We start from the raw sequence: 17,610 nt of genomic DNA on the forward strand, positions 1-17,610 counted from the left end.
CTGATAGAATCGCCGCCGGTTCACACGAGGTTACGCCATGCATGACACCCACAACGAGCGCATGAGCAGCAGCGAAACCCGCGCTGCTGGTGGCCTGGCCCTGGTCTTTGCCTTTCGTATGCTGGGCATGTTCATGGTCTTGCCGGTACTGGCCACCTACGGCATGGACCTGGCCGGTGCCACACCTGCGTTGATTGGCCTGGCCATCGGGGCCTATGGCCTGACCCAGGCGGTATTGCAGATTCCGTTCGGGATGATTTCCGACCGCATCGGGCGGCGCCCGATCATCTACCTGGGGTTGGTGATCTTTGCCTTGGGCAGTGTCCTGGCGGCCCAGGCCGACTCTATCTGGGGGGTGATCGCGGGGCGCATCCTGCAAGGTGCCGGGGCAATTTCGGCTGCCGTCATGGCGCTGCTCTCGGACCTGACCCGTGAACAACACCGGACCAAGGCCATGGCCATGATCGGCATGAGCATCGGCCTGTCGTTTGCCGTGGCCATGGTCGTCGGGCCACTGCTGACAAGTGCCTTTGGTTTGTCAGGATTGTTCCTTGCCACTGCCGGGCTTGCCCTGGTCGGCATCCTGCTGATCGCCTTCGTCGTGCCCAGTACCCACAGCCTTCTGCAGCACCGCGAGTCGGGTGTGGCGCGCAAGGCACTCGGCCCGACCCTGCGTCATCCGGACCTTTTGCGCCTGGACGTGAGCATCTTCGTGCTGCATGCCGTCCTCATGGCCAGCTTCGTCGCGTTGCCCCTGGCCTTCGTCGAGCGTGGCGGGCTGCCAAAAGAGCAGCACTGGTGGGTCTACCTGACCGCACTGTTCATCTCATTTTTTGCAATGGTGCCGTTCATCATCTACGGCGAAAAAAAGCGCAAGATGAAGCGTGTGTTGGCCGGAGCAGTCAGTGTCTTGCTGCTGACAGAGATATACTTCTGGGAGTGGGCTGACGGTTTGCGCGGACTGGTGATTGGCACCGTGGTATTCTTTACCGCATTCAACCTGCTGGAGGCCTCGCTGCCTTCGCTGGTGAGCAAGGTGTCGCCTGCCGGTGGCAAGGGCACGGCAATGGGGGTTTATTCCACCAGCCAGTTCCTTGGTGCGGCACTGGGTGGAATTCTGGGTGGCTGGCTGTTCCAGCACGGTGGGTTGGACACGGTATTCCTCGGCTGCGCGGTATTGTGTGCAATCTGGCTGATCGTCGCGTTGTCCATGAACGAGCCGCCGTATGTGACCAGCTTGCGCATGCCGCTGACGCCAGAGGCAGCCCGGGAAGCCGGCCTGACCGAGCGACTGATGGCCGTGCCGGGTGTGACCGACGCTGTGGTGGTTGCTGAAGAAGCTGCCATCTATATCAAACTGGATACGAAAATTTTGGACCGTGCGACCCTCGAGCGACTGGTGAATCCAGCCTCTTCGGCGTGCGAAGCCTAGGAGAACGTTATGGCCCGTGGGGTTAACAAAGTCATTCTGGTCGGCACTTGTGGCCAGGATCCCGAAGTCCGCTACCTGCCCAACGGTAACGCCGTGACCAACCTGAGCCTGGCTACCAGCGAGCAGTGGACCGACAAGCAGTCGGGCCAGAAGGTCGAGCGTACCGAGTGGCACCGTGTGTCGCTGTTCGGCAAGGTTGCCGAAATTGCCGGTGAGTACCTGCGTAAAGGTTCGCAGTGCTACATCGAAGGCAAGCTGCAGACCCGCGAGTGGGAAAAAGATGGCATCAAGCGTTACACCACCGAGATCATCGTCGACATCAACGGCACCATGCAGCTGCTCGGCGGGCGCCCGCAGGGCCAGCAGCAAGGCGGTGATCCGTACAACCAGGGTGGCGGCAACTACAACCAGGGTGGTGGTCAACAGCAGTACAACCAGGCCCCGCCGCGCCAGCAGGCCCAGCGCCCGCAACAGGCCCCTCAGCGCCCGGCGCCACAGCAGCCAGCGCCTCAGCCGGCTGCTGACTTCGATAGCTTCGATGACGATATTCCGTTCTGATCAGAACATCAGGCGGCTAGCGAAACCAGAAACCCAGGGCCTTGGCCCTGGGTTTTTTTATGAATGCGGCAGGCCAGCGCAGTCACCTTAGAGGGTGCTTTCACCACCCAGTTCTTCAAGCGCCACCCGGGTGAACTGCGCATCCAGCTCCGGCGTTGCGCCACTGATGCCGATGCCACCGATGTGCATGCCATTCTTGTCCATGATTGGCAGGCCTCCCTCCAGCAAGGTGAGCCCCGGCAACGATGCATAGGGTTTAGCCGGGTGTGCAGGGCGGTGTTCGCCAGAGGTGGGTGAGGCCAAGGGGAAGCGGGCAGAAGTCTCAGCCTTGAGTTGCGCCAGCTTGATACTGGCTTTGTCTGCGCCGTCCATACGGTGGAAATACTTGGGCTTACCGTGGTTGTCGATGATGCTGATGACGATCGCATGGCCTTGGGCCATGGCCGCCAGTTCGGCGGCTGCCGCCATGTTTCGCGCTTGTTGCGAGGTGAGCGACGAAGCTGCTTCGTCCGAAGTGGCTGCAGAAGCGGGTGCGACGATGGCAGTACCGGCGATCAGCAGGCTCAGCAGCAGAGGCTTGGTGTTCATGGGGACAGGTCCTTTGTCGGAATTTTCCTCAATCTAGTAACTTTCTGGGCGGAGTTATGTAGTCCATTTCCGAAAGTGATGAGCCCAGTAACCCGGCATAGTGCTCTCTACCTGACACATGTCATCGCACCTTCTCGATTCTTGACTAGTCTTATCCATTGGCGAGCAGAATTTGGCCCGCCACCGTGACTACCAAGAGGCGCCGGCAATGTTTCGTGCGTCCAAACCTGATCAGGAGTGCACGATGGACCTGAACCGTCGGCAATTCTTCAAGGTCGCCGCTATCGGCCTTGGAGGCTCGAGCCTGGCGGCGTTGGGCATGGCCCCCACGCCAGCCTTTGCCGAGCAGGTGCGCCACTTCAAGCTGGCGCACACCAAAGAGACCCGAAATACCTGCCCGTACTGTTCGGTCGGCTGCGGCCTGATCCTGTACAGCCAGGGCGATGCGGGCAAGAACGTCAAACAGAACATCATTCATATCGAAGGTGACGCCGACCACCCGGTCAACCGCGGCACCCTCTGTCCGAAAGGTGCCGGCCTGTTGGACTTTATCCACAGCCCGAGCCGCCTGCAGTACCCAGAGGTGCGCAAGCCTGGCAGCCAGGAATGGGTACGGGTCAGCTGGGACGAGGCCCTGGACCGCGTTGCCGACCTGATGAAGCAGGACCGTGACGCCAACTTCATCGAGAAGAACGCCCAGGGGCAAACCGTCAACCGCTGGCTCACCACCGGTTTTCTCGCTGCCTCCGCCGCCTCCAGCGAGGCGGGCTACCTGACCCACAAGGTCATCCGCGCAACAGGCATGCTGGGGTTCGATAACCAAGCACGTGTCTGACATGGCCCGACGGTGGCAAGTCTTGCCCCGACGTACGGCCGTGGCGCCATGACCAACCACTGGTCAGATATCGCCAACGCGAATCTGGTCCTGGTGATGGGTGGCAACGCAGCAGAAGCGCATCCGTGCGGCTTCAAATGGGTGACCGAGGCCAAAGCGCACAACAAGGCGCGGCTTATCGTGGTCGACCCGCGATTTACCCGAACGGCTTCGGTGGCCGACTACTACGCGCCAATCCGTACCGGTACCGACATCGCCTTCATGGGTGGGCTGATCAACTACCTGCTGAGCAACGACAAGATCCAGCACGAATACGTGCGCAATTACACCGACGTGTCGTTCATCGTCAAAGAGAACTATGGCTTCGAAGACGGGCTGTTCAGCGGCTACGACGAGGCCAAGCGCGTGTACGCCGACAAGTCCGGCTGGGGATATGAGCTAGGTGAGGACGGCTACGCCAAGGTCGACCCCACACTGCAGCACCCGCGCTGCGTGTTCCAGCTGATGAAGCAGCACTACAGCCGCTATACCCCGGCGTTGGCGAGCATGACCTGTGGCATGCCGCAGGACGCCATGATGAAAGTCTGGGAAGAGATCGCCAGCTGCTCGGTACCGGGCAAGACCATGACGATTCTCTACGCCCTGGGTTGGACGCAACACTCTATCGGTGCGCAAATCATCCGCAGTGCCGCCATGGTGCAGTTGCTGCTGGGTAACGTGGGCATGCCTGGTGGTGGGGTCAACGCGTTGCGCGGCCACTCCAACATCCAGGGCCTCACCGACCTTGGCCTGCTGTCCAATTCGCTGCCGGGCTACCTGACCCTGGCCGGTGACGCCGAGCAGGATTACGCAGCCTATATCGACAAGCGCGCCTCCAAACCGCTGCGCCCGGGGCAGCTGTCTTACTGGCAGAACTACGGCAAGTTCCATGTCAGCCTGATGAAGGCCTGGTACGGTGCCAACGCCACGGCTGAAAACAACTGGGGCTATGACTGGCTGCCCAAGCTCGATGTGCCGGCTTACGATGTGCTGCGCATGTTCGAGATGATGGGGCAGGGCAAGGTCAACGGCTACATGTGCCAAGGCTTCAACCCGATCGCCGCGCTGCCGGACAAGAACCGCGTCACTGCGGCTTTGGCCAAGCTCAAGTGGCTGGTGGTCATGGACCCGCTCGCCACCGAAACCTCGGAGTTCTGGCGCAACATGGGGCCGTTCAACGACGTGGACACGGCCAATATCCAGACCGAAGTGATCCGCCTGCCCACCACCTGCTTCGCTGAGGAAGATGGCTCGCTGGTCAACAGCAGCCGCTGGCTGCAGTGGCACTGGAAAGGTGCCGACGGGCCGGGCGAAACCCGCACCGACGTGCAGATCATGAGCGAGCTGTTCCTGCGCCTGCGTCAGCGTTACCAGACCGAGGGCGGTACCTACCCTGATGCGATCATGAACATCAGCTGGCCGTACAAGATTGCTGATGAGCCATCCCCCGAGGAACTGGCCAAGGAAATGAACGGCTGGGCGGTCACCGACCTTACCGATGCTGCCGGTGCAGCCCTCAAGGCTGGCCAGCAATTGTCGGGCTTCGGTCAACTCAAGGACGATGGCAGCACGGCATCGGGTTGTTGGATCTTTGCCGGCTGCTGGACCGAGCAGGGCAACCAGATGGCTCGCCGCGATAACAGCGACCCGTACGGCATGCACCAGGTGCAGAACTGGGCCTGGGCTTGGCCGGCCAACCGCCGCATCCTCTACAACCGTGCCTCCAGCGACCCGCAAGGTCAGCCTTGGGATCCGGAAAAGAAACGCCTGGTGTGGTGGAACGGCAAGACCTGGACCGGAACCGACGTGCCCGACTTCAAGGTCGACTCGCCACCCGAGGCGGGGATGAACCCGTTCATCATGAACCCCGAGGGCGTGGCGCGGTTCTTCGCCATCGACAAGATGGCCGAAGGCCCGTTCCCCGAGCACTACGAGCCGTTCGAAACGCCGATTGGCATCAACCCGCTGCACCCGCAGAACAAGAAGGCGATCAGCAACCCGGCCGGGCGCATCTTCGACTCGGTATGGGACACCCTCGGCAAGCACGATGAATTCCCGTACGCGGCGACCACCTACCGGCTGACCGAGCACTTCCACTTCTGGAGCAAGCATTGCCGGCTCAACGCCATCGCCCAGCCCGAGCAGTTCGTCGAGATCGGCGAGGTGCTGGCCAATGAAAAAGGCATCAAGGCTGGCGACCGGGTGCGGGTGTCGAGCAAGCGTGGCCATATCGACGCGGTGGCGGTCGTGACCAAGCGGATTCGCCCGCTGCAGGTCAACAACCAGACCGTGCACCAGATCGGCATTCCGCTGCACTGGGGCTTCACCGGCGCAACCCGGCATGGCTACCTGACCAACACCCTGGTGCCATTCCTGGGTGACGGCAACACGCAGACGCCAGAGTCCAAGTCGTTCCTCGTCAAAGTGGAGAAACTCTGATGGCCAGCCAAGACATCATCGCCCGCTCGGCCACCACCACCGTGCCGCCCTCGGTACGCCAGCAGCAGGAAGTCGCCAAGCTGATCGACACCACCAAGTGCATCGGCTGCAAGGCTTGCCAGGTGGCGTGTTCGGAGTGGAACGAACTGCGTGACGAGGTCGGCCACAACCACGGCACCTACGACAATCCCCAGGACCTCACTGCCGAGACCTGGACGCTGATGCGCTTTACCGAGCACGAGCGCGACGACGGCAACCTGGAATGGCTGATCCGCAAGGACGGCTGTATGCATTGTGCCGAGCCAGGCTGCCTCAAGGCGTGCCCAAGCCCAGGGGCGATCATCAAGCATGCCAACGGTATCGTCGACTTCAACCAGGACCACTGCATTGGCTGTGGCTATTGCATCACCGGCTGCCCGTTTAACATTCCGCGCATCTCGCAGAAAGACCACAAGGCGTACAAGTGCACCCTGTGCTCCGACCGCGTGACCGTGGGCCTGGAGCCGGCTTGTGTGAAAACCTGCCCGACCGGGGCAATTGTGTTCGGCACCAAGGACGAGATGAAGGTGCATGCCGCCGAGCGCATCGTCGACCTGAAATCGCGTGGCTACGACAACGCCGGGTTGTATGACCCGGATGGCGTCGGCGGTACCCACGTGATGTACGTGTTGCACCATGCTGATACCCCCAAGCTGTATGCCGGCCTGCCGGACCAGCCGGTGATCAGCCCGCTGGTGGGGTTGTGGAAGGGCTTTACCAAGCCCCTGGCCTTGTTGGCGATGGGCGCAGCGGTGCTGGCCGGGTTCTTCCACTATGTGCGGGTCGGGCCTCAGCGGGTGGAGGAGGACGAACACCCGGCCGCAGCCGACCCGAGCGTGCAGACAGTGGACCCTGCAGTGCATGTCTATGATCCGAGCAAGCCCGGTGGGCAAGGGGAGCAGCGGCCATGAACGACAACAAACCCATCTTGCGTTACAACGCCAACGAGCGCAGCAACCACTGGCTGGTGGCGATCCTGTTCTTTCTCGCCGGGCTGTCGGGGTTGGCGCTGTTTCACCCGGCACTGTTCTGGCTTAGCAACTTGTTTGGCGGTGGGCCGTGGACGCGCATCCTGCACCCGTTTCTGGGGGTGGCGATGTTCGTGTTCTTCGTTGGCTTGGTGGTGCGCTTCTGGCGGGCCAACTTCATCACCGCGAATGATCGCCTCTGGCTGCGGCGGGTTGACCGGGTAATGCGTAACCAGGAGGAGGGCGTACCGCCAATGGGCAAGTACAACGCCGGGCAGAAGCTGCTGTTCTGGACCCTGCTGGTGTGCATGCTGGTCTTGCTGGTCAGTGGTGTGGTGATCTGGCGAGCGTATTTCAGCCACTGGTTCGGCATCGAGGTAATTCGCCTGTCGGCGTTGCTGCATGCACTGGCGGCCTTCGTGCTGATCCTCAGCATTATCGTGCACATCTACGCCGGTATCTGGATCAAAGGCTCGATTGGCGCCATGCTGCACGGCTGGGTAAGCCGCGCCTGGGCACGCAAGCACCATGAACTGTGGTACCGCGAAGTGACTGGCGACAAGCCGCCGAGTCATCACGGACGAAAAGAAGGATGAGCGCTTGAGCACGATACTCGAACCTGGGCAGATCGAAGCGTCGGCGGTGATGCCGCCGTTTCTGCACCTGCCGCCGGCCAACCTGTTTGAAGTGCGGGCTGCGCGTTTGGACACGCTGGCCCAGGGCAATGCCCTGGGCGACTACCTGAGGCTGGTTGCGCGGTTGTGCCGTGTGCAGCAGCAGCTTGTGGATAACCCCCCTGGCGCCCTGCCGGTGGCTGAGGCGCGCCAGCGCCTGTGCATAAGCCATGGTTTGCCGCCGCTGGCGGCAGACAGCCTGGTACGTGACGGGGCTTGGCTGGTCTGGTTGCAGGCCTTGCTCGGTCACTTTGGCGACGACCCCCATGGTCCGTTGGCGGAGGCCTTGCAGGTCCTGCGTGACAGTGATGACAACCAGCGCAAAGGCTGGGGGTTCGCGTTGCTGGCAGGGCAGTATGACGCGGTGCCGGCCGCACTGGTGCCATTGCTCGGGGCTGCGTTGCAGGCGGCCTGGTCCAGTTGGCTGCTGGCATTGCCGGCGCCTGAACTCAAACCCGCTGGCAGCCTGGCCCAGTGCCCGGCCTGCGGCTCGCCGGCGATGGCCGGGGTGGTACGCAACCGTGGCAAGCACAACGGCCTGCGCTATATGGTGTGCTCGTTGTGTGCCTGTGAATGGCATGTGGTGCGGGTCAAGTGCGTGTACTGCGAGTCGAGCAAGGACTTGCGCTATACCAGCCTTGATAATGACCGCCATTTACCCGGCAAGGCGCCCCTACGGGCCGAGTGCTGCCCGGGGTGTGAAAGCTACCTCAAGCAGAACTACCTCGAAAACGACGCAGCGGCCGAGCCCTTGGCCGACGACCTGGCCAGCCTTGCGCTGGACATGCGCCTGGACGAGGAAGGTTTTCATCGCCTGGCGCCCAACCTGATGCTTGCGCCCGGTTAGTGGGTGAGTGTCTACACTGAAAAACCGAGTCGCCTGCTTCGCGGGTGAACCCCTTCCTTAAAGACCTGGTACAGGATCAGACACCTGCGCAGCCTTTTTTGAAGGTCGGCTCACCCGCGAACAGGCCAGTACCGACGACGGATCAATCCTAGGTAGTACCGCATGTCCAACAGCCTCGCCAGCGACACCCCACGCTTGCCGTCCATCGACACCCTCCTGCGCCATCCGGCCTGCCTCCCACTGATCGACCGCCACGGCCGCGATGCGGTCTTGAGCGCCCTGCGCCAATTGCTGGACGACCTGCGGGAGCCCGCGCGCAGCGGCCAGCTCAGTGCCGCCGAACTGTCTCTCGAGATCCTTCTGGGCCGCGCCGGCGAACGTCTGGCCGCCCAGCAACGCAGCCAGGTACGCCGAGTGTTCAACCTCACCGGCACCGTGCTGCATACCAACCTCGGCCGTGCCCTGCTGCCGGAAGAAGCCATCGAGGCGATGCAGACCGCCGCCCGCTACCCGCTCAACCTGGAGTTCGACCTGGCCAGCGGCAAGCGTGGTGACCGCGACGACCTGATCGAGGGCCTTATCCGCGAGCTGACCGGCGCCGAGGCGGTTACCGTGGTCAACAACAATGCCGCGGCGGTACTGCTGGCGCTCAACAGCCTGGGTGCGCGCAAGGAGGGCATTATCTCGCGCGGCGAACTGATCGAGATCGGTGGCGCCTTCCGCATCCCGGACATCATGGCCCGCGCCGGGGTGAAGCTGCACGAGATCGGCACCACCAACCGTACCCATGCCCGCGATTACGAGGCTGCCATTGGCCCGCGAACCGGGTTACTGATGCGCGTGCACTGCAGCAACTACAGCATTCAAGGTTTCACCACCCAGGTGCCGACCGCCGAGCTGGCGCGAATCGCCCACCAGCATGACCTGCCACTGCTCGAAGACCTCGGCAGCGGTAGTTTGCTCGATCTCACCCGCTGGGGCCTGCCGGCCGAGCCCACGGTGCGCCAGGCCCTGGCTGATGGCGCCGATCTGGTGACCTTCAGTGGCGACAAGCTGCTGGGCGGCCCGCAGGCCGGGATCATCGTCGGGCGCAAGGCATTGATCGCCAGGATCAAGAAAAACCCGCTCAAGCGTGCGCTGCGGGTCGACAAGATCACCCTGGCGGCACTCGAAGCGGTGCTGGCGCTGTACCGCAACCCGGACCGGTTGGCCGAGCGCCTGCCCAGTTTGCGCTTGTTGACCCGTGGCCAGGCCGATATCCAGGCCCAGGCCGAACGCCTGCTGCCAGACCTCCAGGCCCGCCTTGGTGCGCAATGGGTCGTCAGCGTAGAACCTGCGCTGGGCATGATAGGCAGTGGCAGCCAGCCGGTTGCGCGCCTGCCCAGTGCCGCGCTGTGCCTGCGCCCGCAGGTGTCAAAGAAGTTGCGCGGGCGCAGCCTGCATGTGCTGGAGCGCGCCCTGCGGGGCCTGCCGGTGCCAGTGCTTGGTCGCATCGACGACGACGCGCTATGGCTGGACCTGCGCCAGCTGGACGACGAAGCCCAATGGCTGGCGCAATTGCCGGCGTTGCAGTTGGGGCCCGTGCAGTGATCGTTGGTACCGCCGGCCACATCGACCATGGCAAGACCGCACTGCTGAAGGCATTGACCGGCCAGGCCGGTGACCTGCGCCAGGAAGAGCGTGAGCGGGGCATGACCATCGACCTGGGTTACCGCTACGCGGCGCTGGCCGAAGGGGCACCGCTGACGGGCTTCATCGATGTGCCGGGCCACGAGCGGTTTATCCACAACATGCTGGCCGGGGCCCATGGCATAGACGTGGTGCTGCTGGTGGTGGCGGCAGACGATGGCGTCATGCCGCAGACACGTGAGCACCTGGCAATCATCGAGCTGTTGGGTATCCCCCAGGCACTGGTGGCGATCAGCAAGTGCGACCGCGTCGAGCCGGCGCGCCTGGCCCAGGTGCAGGCGCAGGTCAATGAGCTGCTGGCGCCAGGGCCCTATGCCGGGGCGCGGCAGTTCCCGGTGTCGAGCCTTGGCGGGGAGGGCATCGACGCGTTGCGCCAAGCCTTGCTGCAGGCGCAAACCGCTGTGCGGCAACGCAGTGCGCAAGGCGGTTTTCGCCTGGCTATCGACCGCGCCTTCGCCGTTACCGGTGCGGGGGTGGTGGTGACTGGCACGGCGCTGGCCGGTCGGGTGAGTGCCGGCGATACCCTGGTCCTGGGCAAGGCCGGCAAGGCGGTGCGGGTGCGGGGCCTGCATGCACAAAACCAGGCCGCGCTGGTAGCGCAGGCCGGCCAGAGAGTGGCGCTCAACATCGCAGCCGAACGCCTGAGCGCAGAGCAGGTTCACCGTGGCGACTGGCTGCTGCCGCAGTGGCTGCACGCGCCCAGTGTTCGGGTGGATATCGAGTTGACCCTGCTGCCGGGCGAGCTGCGGGCGTTCGAGCACTTCAGTGCCGTGCATGTGCACCTCGGCACCCAGGACGTGACGGCCCGTGTCGCGTTGCTGGAAGGTGAAACCCTGGCCGCCGGCCAGCGCATGTTTGCCCAGTTACTGCTCAATGCGCCGTTGCAGGCCGTGCATGGCGACCGCCTGGTGCTGCGTGACCAGCGTGCTCAGCGCACCTTGGGCGGCGGCAGGGTACTCGATCCGTTTGCCCCCAGCCGCCAGCGCCGCAGCCCCGAGCGTCTACGCCAGCTGCAGGCGCTGCGGGATGCCCAGGGCCTGGAGCAGGCGCTGCCGGCACTGCTGGCCAGTGCGCCCGGTGGTATCGACCCACAGCGCCTTGAGCGGCAGTTCAATCGCCTGCGCGAAACCTGGCAGCTACCGGCGAACGTGTTGGTGGTGGCCACGCGGCAGGGCCAGCTGCTGTTCGCCAGCGCCCAGTGGCAGGCGCTGAAACGGCAGGTGCTGGCGCAACTTGCCCGCTTCCACGAGCAAGAACCCGATCAGCTGGGCCCCGACCGTGACCGCCTGCGGCGCTTTACTGCACTGCCGTTGGAGCGGCCTGCGTTTGTCAGCCTGCTTGAGGAACTGCTAGAGGAAGGGGCGATTGCCGCCAGTGGCCCCTGGCTGCATTTACCGGATCACAAGGTCCAGTTGAGTGAAGCCGACGAGGCACTGTGGGCGCGCCTGCAGCCCAGGTTGCTGGCGGGGCAGTTCGACCCGCCCTGGGTCAGGACATTGGCGGCAGAAGAGAACTGCCTTGAAGCCGACGTTCGTTTGTTGTTGCGCAAGCTGGCGCGTTTGGGCGTGGTGCACCAGGTGGTGCGCGACCTGTTCTACCCCGCAGCGACGCTACAGCGCATGGCAGAGCTGCTGCTGGGGCAGGCGGGTGGCACTTCAGTAGTGCAGGTTGCTGCGTTTCGCGATATGTTGGGCATCGGTCGCAAGCGCAGTGTGCAGATTCTGGAATACTTCGACCGCATCGGCCTGACCCGCAGGGTGGCCGAGCAGCGTCACATTCGCGCTGACAGCGCCCTCGCCCAGCAGTACGCCAGGCACTGAGTTCAAGGAAGGCAATCGCGCCCGGTGGCGCGGCCGGGCTTCAAACCCGGTTGGGGACGGCAGCCGTTCCCGGGCAGGTTCGACTCCCGCTGCCTTCCGCCATCTTCTTTTCTTGCCCGGGCGAGTTGCGGGCAGCGCCTACGCCCGCTCCCCACACAGGTCCAGGGCAAACCAGCGTTCTGCTGATTCCACATCCAACCCTGCACCCAGCAGCGCAACCATCTTGCCCAGCGCTGCCTCGCGGGTCATGCCGCCGCCACTGACCAGGCCCGCGCTACGCAGTCGGTTGCCTGCCGCATAGGTATCGAATACCACTGAGCCTTCAGGGCATTGGCTGATTGCCGCCAGCAGCACCCCGCGCTGGCGCGCTGCACGCAGTACCTCGAGCAACGCCAGGTCATCCGACGGCCCGGTACCACTGCCATAGCACTCCAGCAGCAAGCCTTGCACGCCGCTGCCCAGCAAGGCCTGCAGATGGCTGGCCTGCAGCCCCGGGAACACGGGCACTACCGCCAGGTTGACCGGCTGGCGCGGCTGGCGGTAATCCAGCTCGGCCGGGATGGCTGCCGCACGCTGGCTGTCGCGATGCCGCGGCAGGGCAACGAACGCATCGAACGCTTCACTGCGCAACTTGGTAGCCTGGCAACCGTGCACCAGCTGCCCATGGAAGTACAGCTGCACGCCGTCTTCCAGCCCTTGTTCGAACAGGCGCAGCGCGCCACACAGGTTGGGCCAGGCGTCGCTGTCGGGGGCGCCGGCCGGCAGCATCGAACCGGTCAGCAGTACCGGCACGGGCAAGCCCAGCAGCAGGAACGACAAGGCAGCCGCGCTATAGGCCAGGCTATCGGTGCCGTGCAGCACCAGCACCCCATCATGGCCAGCGTCCACCGCCGTGACGATGGCGTCACGCATGGCCAGCCAGTTGTGCTGTTGCATGTTGGCGCTGTCCAGCAGCGGGTTCAGCTCTTGCAGGGTCCACTGCAGCTGGGGGGCATCGGACAGTTGCGCGAAGTGTTCACGCATCCGCCCGTCGAAACCGCCGGCCGGTGCCAGGCCCTCCGGGGTTTCGAGCATGCCGATGGTGCCACCGGTATAGAGAACGAGAAGATTCTTGACTGCACGCATGGAAAGCATCCGTGGCGGTGAGCGGAGAAAAAAGCCGCCCACGGACGGGGCGGCTTGGGCAGGGCAGGATATCAGCGCTGTGGCTGGGCCTGGACGGCTGCTTTGTCAGCGGCTGTTTCCAGCTGAGGGTTGGCTGGCCAGGCGTTGCGGTCCAGGTCCAGGTCGGCGAACTTGGTCGAATCGAACACTGGCTGCTTGATACCGGCCTTGCGCTGGTCGTCGTAGTCGCGCATCACCCGCAGGCCAATCTTGAACAACAGGGCCAGGGCGATCAGGTTGACGAAGGCCAGGCAGGTCATGGTGATGTCGGCGAAGGCGAACACGGTCGACAGGTCTTGCATCGAACCCCACACCACCAGCGCCAGTACCAGGCCACGGAACACCATCAGTACCACGCGGTTGCGGCTGAGGAACTGCAGGCTGTTCTCGCCCAGGTAATAGTTGTAGAGAATGCAGGTGAACACGAACAGCGACAGCGCAACGCTGACGAACACGCGGCCCCAGTCACCCACCACCGCGGCCAGCGAGTTCTGGGTCAGGACAATGCCGTCGCCCTCGAAGCCTGGGGTGTAGAAGCCCGACAGCAGGATCAGCAGTGCGGTGCAGGTGCAGATCACGAAGGTGTCGAGGAACACGCTGAAGGCCTGGACCACGCCCTGCGCGCCCGGGTGTTTCACTGCCGCCACGGCCGCAACGTTCGGTGCACTGCCCAAGCCTGCTTCGTTGGCGAACACGCCCCGCTTCACGCCCATGACGATGGCGCTGCCGAGCAGGCCGCCAAACGCAGGGTCAAGGCCGAAGGCGCTTTTGAAGATGGTTTCCAGCATGGCGGGTACGTGGTCGATCTGGGTGCCGATCACGTACAGGGTCACGCCGATGTAGGCCAGGGTCTTGACCGGCACCAGCAGGTCCGAGACCGCCGCGATGCGCTTGATGCCACCGATGAAGGTGATGGCCAGCAGCACGGCCAGCACCAGCCCGGTGTGGCTTGGCTTGAAGTCGAAGGCATTTTGCAGCGAATGGGTAACGGTGTACGACTGCAGGCCGATGAAGGCGAAGCCGTAGGTCACCAGCAGCAGGATCGAGAACACGATGGCCATGCTTTTCAGCTTCAGGCCATGCTGGATGTAGTAGGCCGGGCCGCCACGGTACAAGCCGTCGCCATCGGCGCGTTTGTACACCTGGGCCAGGGTACATTCGAAGAAACTGCTGGCCATGCCGACCAGGGCAGTGACCCACATCCAGAACACCGCGCCAGGGCCGCCCAGGGTCACGGCAATGCCGACCCCGGCGATGTTACCGGCGCCCACGCGGCCAGCCAGGCTCAGCATCAGGGCCTGGAAGGAGCTCAACTGGCCTGCCTGGCCACGCAGCGATTCCTTGAACACGGCGAACATGTGGCCGAAATGGCGGAACTGTACGAACCGCGAACGGATGGTGAAGTAACCGCCGAGACCGACGATCAGCACGATGAGGAGTTTCCCCGAGAGGAAATCGTTGAGTGCTTCGAGCATTGGAAAATGACCTCGATTCTTATTCTTCGTGTGGATTGATCAGCGGACGGCAGGCGCACCGCTATTCGTTGGGGCGCATGGTTGGCCATGACAAGAGTCGTTACAATTTCGCGGGTTGCTCTGACTTGATGCGACTTGATGCTACAATGGCGTCATTCGCGTCACCTGGATTCTGCACATGAGTGAGCATTTCGCTACCAACCTCAAACTGGCTTGCAGCCACTACCGCTCTATTTCCGAAGTTTGCCGCCAGCTCTCGATCAACCGAGCGCAGTTCAACAAGTACCTCAGCGGGCAGAGCCGTCCGACGGCTTTCAACCTGAAACGCATCGGTGATTTCTTTGGTGTCGAGGATTACGAGCTGAACCTGCCTGCCGAGCAGTTCGCCCGCCTGATCGGTGCCCGCGTCTCGACCCTGGTCGAACAACCCAGCGACCCGATCAGTGAACTGTTCCGCCCGCTGCATGAGCACGCCGGCAACCTGTCGCGGTATTGCGGTTATTACTTCGAGTATTCGAACTGCATGTCGGTGCCTGGCACGATCCTGGTGTCGCTGGTGCACCTGTGGGAAGAGCGGGGGCGTTTTCTGTTCGAGCGCCAGGAGCGGCAGGAGCGCTCCAGCGCCACGGACCTGCATGCTGAAGTCCGTTGTCGCTATCTGGGCGCGGCGTTTCAGTTGCAGGACCGGGTATTCCTCATCGACTACGAGTCGCTGACCTTCAACGAAATGAGCCAGACCATCCTGATTCCCAGCTTCAAAAGCCGGATCACCCGCCTGAACGGCCTGAAGGCCGGGGTTTCCAGCGGCGACCGGCGCAACCCGGCCTGCACACGGGTGGTGTGGGAGTACCTGGGTGAGGAGATCAATCGCATCAATGCCTACCGACAGGTCAAACTGTACCGCCCGGATGATCCGCGTATAGATGATGACGTCAGGGCACGGCTGAGCGTGGGGCCGTTGCGCAACAGTTTGTTTGAGATTGAATAGGCGGTTTGCCTCATTAAACCCTGTGGTTGGACTTCCCCGCCCGGAAACCGCAAAATGACCCACTTTCCTTAATCAACCTCTCCGGATCTGCTGACTCTATGCGTATGCGCCTAATGCTGTTGGGTGGTGGCAATGCCCTCGGGCAAGCGCTGATTCGTCTTGGGGCCGAGGAGGACATCGCATTCCTGGCGCCGCGCCCGCCCGAGAACGGCTGGACGCCGGCGAGCCTGACCCAGTTGCTTGACGACCATCGCCCCGATGCCCTGGTGAACCTGGCCTATTACTTCGACTGGTTCCAGGCCGAGTCGGTCAGCGAGCCGCGCCTGGCGCAGCAGGAGCGGGCAGTCGAGCGGCTGGCAGAGCTGTGCCAGCACCACCAGATCACCCTGGTGCAGCCTTCCAGCTACCGGGTATTCGATGGCTCGCGGGCCACTGCCTACAGCGAGAAGGACGAGCCCGTACCCCTGGGGCTGCGTGGCCAGGCCTTGTGGCGGATCGAGCAGAGCGTGCGTGCGGCGTGCCCGCAACATGTGCTGCTGCGCTTTGGCTGGTTGTTGGACGAAAGCATCGATGGCTCGCTCGGTCGTTTCCTGACCCGTGCCGAGCAACCGGCCGAGTTGCTGCTGGCCGATGACCGGCGCGGCAATCCCACACCTGTGGACGATGCGGCCCGGGTGATCCTGTCTGTGCTCAAGCAACTCGATTGCAACGCGCCGCTATGGGGCACCTACCATTACGCCGGCAACGAGGCGACCACGCCGTTGGTGTTGGGCCAGGCGATCCTGGCCGAGGCCGGCCAATATCGCCAGCTGGCAGTGCAGGCACCCACGGCGCAAGCGCATGCCGCGCGGCCGGATGCCAGCGAAGAGCCGCAGCATGCCGTATTGGCCTGCAAGAAAATTCTTCATACCTTTGGCATCAAGCCGCGTGCCTGGCGCGCCGGCTTGCCGCCCCTACTGGACCGTTTCTACCGCCATGGCTGATGCCCCCATCCTGATCACCGGCGGTGCCGGCTTCATTGGTTCCCACCTGTGCGATGCGTTGTTGGACAAAGGCTACGCCGTACGCATTCTCGATGACTTGTCCACTGGCCGGCGGGACAACCTGCAGGTCGACCACCCACGGCTGGAACTGATCGAAGGCGATGTCGCCGATGCTGCTCTGGTCATGCGGGCTGCGGCAGGTTGCAGTGCCGTGGTGCACCTGGCCGCAGTGGCTTCGGTGCAGGCCTCGGTCGAAGATCCGGTGCGTACCCACCAGAGCAATTTCATCGGCACCCTCAATGTTTGTGAAGCCATGCGCGTGCACGGTCTGCGCCGGGTGGTGTTCGCCTCCAGTGCCGCCGTGTACGGCAACAATGGCGAGGGCGAGTCGATCGCCGAGGATACGCCCAAGGCACCGCTGACGCCCTATGCCGTGGACAAGCTGGCCAGTGAGCAATACCTGGACTTCTACCGCCGTCAGCACGGGCTGGAGCCGGTGGTGTTCCGCTTCTTCAATATTTTCGGGCCTCGCCAGGACCCGTCCTCGCCCTATTCCGGGGTTATCAGCATCTTTTGCGAGCGTGCTGTGCAGGGCCTGCCGATCACCGTGTATGGGGATGGCGAGCAGACCCGCGATTTCCTGTATGTAGGCGACCTCGTGCAAGTGATGGTGCAGGCACTGGAGCAGCCGCAGGTCGAGGAGGGTGCGGTGAACATCGGCCTCAACCAGGCAACGTCGATCAACCAGATGCTCGCGGCGCTGCAGAAAGTCGTGGGCAGCTTGCCAGCGGTGACCTACGCGGCGGCGCGTGCCGGTGATATTCGCCATTCGCGGGCCGATAACCAGCGCTTGCTGGCGCGGTTTGCATTCCCGCAGGCTACGCCGATGGTCGAGGGGCTGGCCCGGCTACTGGGTAAAAGCTGAAGTCACGGGCCAAGCGTTGCCCTGCCTGCACGGCCTGTAGGAGCAACTGTCTTTCTCAAAATTTGAAAAGCCTGCGCGATTCATTGTGGGAGCGGGCGTGCCCGCGAAGCAGGCGACGCGGTGTCTGGCACCGGCTGCGCCTGTGTT

At 63.4% G+C, this 17,610-nt stretch carries 14 protein-coding genes and 1 tRNA gene; 12 read left to right on the forward strand and 3 right to left on the reverse strand.

The window, feature by feature from the left end:
* The first annotated feature begins 37 nt into the window (after positions 1 to 37).
* Entirely contained in the window at positions 38 to 1,432 is a 1,395-nt protein-coding gene (locus K4A76_RS02385) for an MFS transporter (protein ID WP_009681966.1), read from the forward strand.
* Positions 1,433 to 1,441: 9 nt separating this feature from the next.
* Complete coding sequence (locus K4A76_RS02390) at positions 1,442 to 1,990, forward strand: single-stranded DNA-binding protein (RefSeq protein WP_009681967.1); 549 nt, start codon at positions 1,442 to 1,444, stop codon at positions 1,988 to 1,990.
* An 87-nt stretch (positions 1,991 to 2,077) separates the two neighbouring features.
* Here the strand turns inward: K4A76_RS02390 and K4A76_RS02395 are convergent, their stop codons facing one another.
* On the reverse strand, positions 2,078 to 2,578 hold the full coding sequence (locus tag K4A76_RS02395) for a GlcG/HbpS family heme-binding protein (protein ID WP_274411455.1): 501 nt from the start codon (positions 2,576 to 2,578) through the stop codon (positions 2,078 to 2,080).
* A 244-nt stretch (positions 2,579 to 2,822) separates the two neighbouring features.
* On the opposite strand from K4A76_RS02395, the gene fdnG reads away from it, so the two are divergent.
* The 7 genes from fdnG to K4A76_RS02430 all read left to right on the forward strand — a co-directional run bounded on the left by fdnG (position 2,823) and on the right by K4A76_RS02430 (position 12,030).
* On the forward strand, positions 2,823 to 5,891 hold the full coding sequence (fdnG, locus tag K4A76_RS02400; RefSeq protein WP_146226816.1) for a formate dehydrogenase-N subunit alpha: 3,069 nt from the start codon (positions 2,823 to 2,825) through the stop codon (positions 5,889 to 5,891).
* Positions 5,891 to 6,841: a formate dehydrogenase subunit beta gene (fdxH, locus tag K4A76_RS02405; RefSeq protein WP_009685687.1), complete on the forward strand. Its 951-nt coding sequence runs from the start codon at positions 5,891 to 5,893 to the stop codon at positions 6,839 to 6,841. Before fdnG ends, fdxH begins: the two co-directional genes overlap by 1 nt.
* A complete protein-coding gene (locus K4A76_RS02410; RefSeq protein WP_274411456.1) occupies positions 6,838 to 7,494 on the forward strand; it encodes a formate dehydrogenase subunit gamma in 657 nt (218 codons plus the stop codon). Before fdxH ends, K4A76_RS02410 begins: the two co-directional genes overlap by 4 nt.
* Positions 7,495 to 7,498: 4 nt before the next feature.
* The gene (gene fdhE / locus K4A76_RS02415) at positions 7,499 to 8,419 is read left to right on the forward strand and encodes a formate dehydrogenase accessory protein FdhE (protein ID WP_274411457.1); all 921 of its coding nucleotides are present in this window, start codon (positions 7,499 to 7,501) and stop codon (positions 8,417 to 8,419) included.
* 162 nt (positions 8,420 to 8,581) lie between these two features.
* Positions 8,582 to 10,009, forward strand: coding sequence for an L-seryl-tRNA(Sec) selenium transferase (selA, locus tag K4A76_RS02420; RefSeq protein WP_009685690.1), 1,428 nt, complete (start codon positions 8,582 to 8,584; stop codon positions 10,007 to 10,009).
* Positions 10,006 to 11,928 carry a selenocysteine-specific translation elongation factor gene (selB, locus tag K4A76_RS02425; protein WP_274412257.1) on the forward strand — a complete coding sequence of 641 codons (1,923 nt, stop codon included), beginning with the start codon at positions 10,006 to 10,008 and terminating at the stop codon, positions 11,926 to 11,928. Before selA ends, selB begins: the two co-directional genes overlap by 4 nt.
* Before the next feature lie 6 nt (positions 11,929 to 11,934).
* Positions 11,935 to 12,030 (forward strand) — tRNA-Sec (locus K4A76_RS02430).
* A gap of 36 nt (positions 12,031 to 12,066) precedes the next feature.
* Here K4A76_RS02430 and K4A76_RS02435 read toward each other — a convergent pair.
* Positions 12,067 to 13,053: an asparaginase gene (locus tag K4A76_RS02435; RefSeq protein ID WP_443218410.1), complete on the reverse strand. Its 987-nt coding sequence runs from the start codon at positions 13,051 to 13,053 to the stop codon at positions 12,067 to 12,069.
* A gap of 71 nt (positions 13,054 to 13,124) precedes the next feature.
* Positions 13,125 to 14,567: an alanine/glycine:cation symporter family protein gene (locus tag K4A76_RS02440; RefSeq protein WP_110676885.1), complete on the reverse strand. Its 1,443-nt coding sequence runs from the start codon at positions 14,565 to 14,567 to the stop codon at positions 13,125 to 13,127.
* A gap of 178 nt (positions 14,568 to 14,745) precedes the next feature.
* Between K4A76_RS02440 and K4A76_RS02445 the strand changes: the two genes are divergently transcribed.
* The 3 genes from K4A76_RS02445 (at position 14,746) to K4A76_RS02455 (ending at position 17,463) form a co-directional block, all read left to right on the forward strand.
* Positions 14,746 to 15,555, forward strand: a complete 810-nt coding sequence (locus tag K4A76_RS02445) for a helix-turn-helix domain-containing protein (RefSeq protein WP_274411459.1) — start codon at positions 14,746 to 14,748, stop codon at positions 15,553 to 15,555.
* Positions 15,556 to 15,653: 98 nt separating this feature from the next.
* Positions 15,654 to 16,538, forward strand: coding sequence for a sugar nucleotide-binding protein (locus K4A76_RS02450; RefSeq protein WP_082416229.1), 885 nt, complete (start codon positions 15,654 to 15,656; stop codon positions 16,536 to 16,538).
* Positions 16,531 to 17,463: an NAD-dependent epimerase/dehydratase family protein gene (locus K4A76_RS02455; RefSeq protein ID WP_054913705.1), complete on the forward strand. Its 933-nt coding sequence runs from the start codon at positions 16,531 to 16,533 to the stop codon at positions 17,461 to 17,463. The genes K4A76_RS02450 and K4A76_RS02455 overlap by 8 nt, the downstream gene beginning before the upstream one ends.
* Positions 17,464 to 17,610: the final 147 nt, after the last annotated feature.

The sequence above is a fragment of the Pseudomonas sp. NEEL19 genome (assembly GCF_028751975.1).
Classification (GTDB): Bacteria; Pseudomonadota; Gammaproteobacteria; order Pseudomonadales; family Pseudomonadaceae; genus Aquipseudomonas; species Aquipseudomonas juntendi.

Bases quoted from the DNA above. Each gene is read 5' to 3' on its own strand.
- K4A76_RS02385 (WP_009681966.1), top strand. From the start codon at position 38: ATGCATGACACCCACAACGAGCGCATGAGCAGCAGCGAAACCCGCGCT.
- K4A76_RS02390 (WP_009681967.1), top strand. From the start codon at position 1,442: ATGGCCCGTGGGGTTAACAAAGTCATTCTGGTCGGCACTTGTGGCCAG.
- K4A76_RS02395 (WP_274411455.1), bottom strand. From the start codon at position 2,578: ATGAACACCAAGCCTCTGCTGCTGAGCCTGCTGATCGCCGGTACTGCC.
- fdxH (WP_009685687.1), top strand. From the start codon at position 5,891: ATGGCCAGCCAAGACATCATCGCCCGCTCGGCCACCACCACCGTGCCG.
- K4A76_RS02410 (WP_274411456.1), top strand. From the start codon at position 6,838: ATGAACGACAACAAACCCATCTTGCGTTACAACGCCAACGAGCGCAGC.
- selA (WP_009685690.1), top strand. From the start codon at position 8,582: ATGTCCAACAGCCTCGCCAGCGACACCCCACGCTTGCCGTCCATCGAC.
- K4A76_RS02435 (WP_443218410.1), bottom strand. From the start codon at position 13,053: ATGCGTGCAGTCAAGAATCTTCTCGTTCTCTATACCGGTGGCACCATC.
- K4A76_RS02440 (WP_110676885.1), bottom strand. From the start codon at position 14,567: ATGCTCGAAGCACTCAACGATTTCCTCTCGGGGAAACTCCTCATCGTG.
- K4A76_RS02445 (WP_274411459.1), top strand. From the start codon at position 14,746: ATGAGTGAGCATTTCGCTACCAACCTCAAACTGGCTTGCAGCCACTAC.
- K4A76_RS02450 (WP_082416229.1), top strand. From the start codon at position 15,654: ATGCGTATGCGCCTAATGCTGTTGGGTGGTGGCAATGCCCTCGGGCAA.
- K4A76_RS02455 (WP_054913705.1), top strand. From the start codon at position 16,531: ATGGCTGATGCCCCCATCCTGATCACCGGCGGTGCCGGCTTCATTGGT.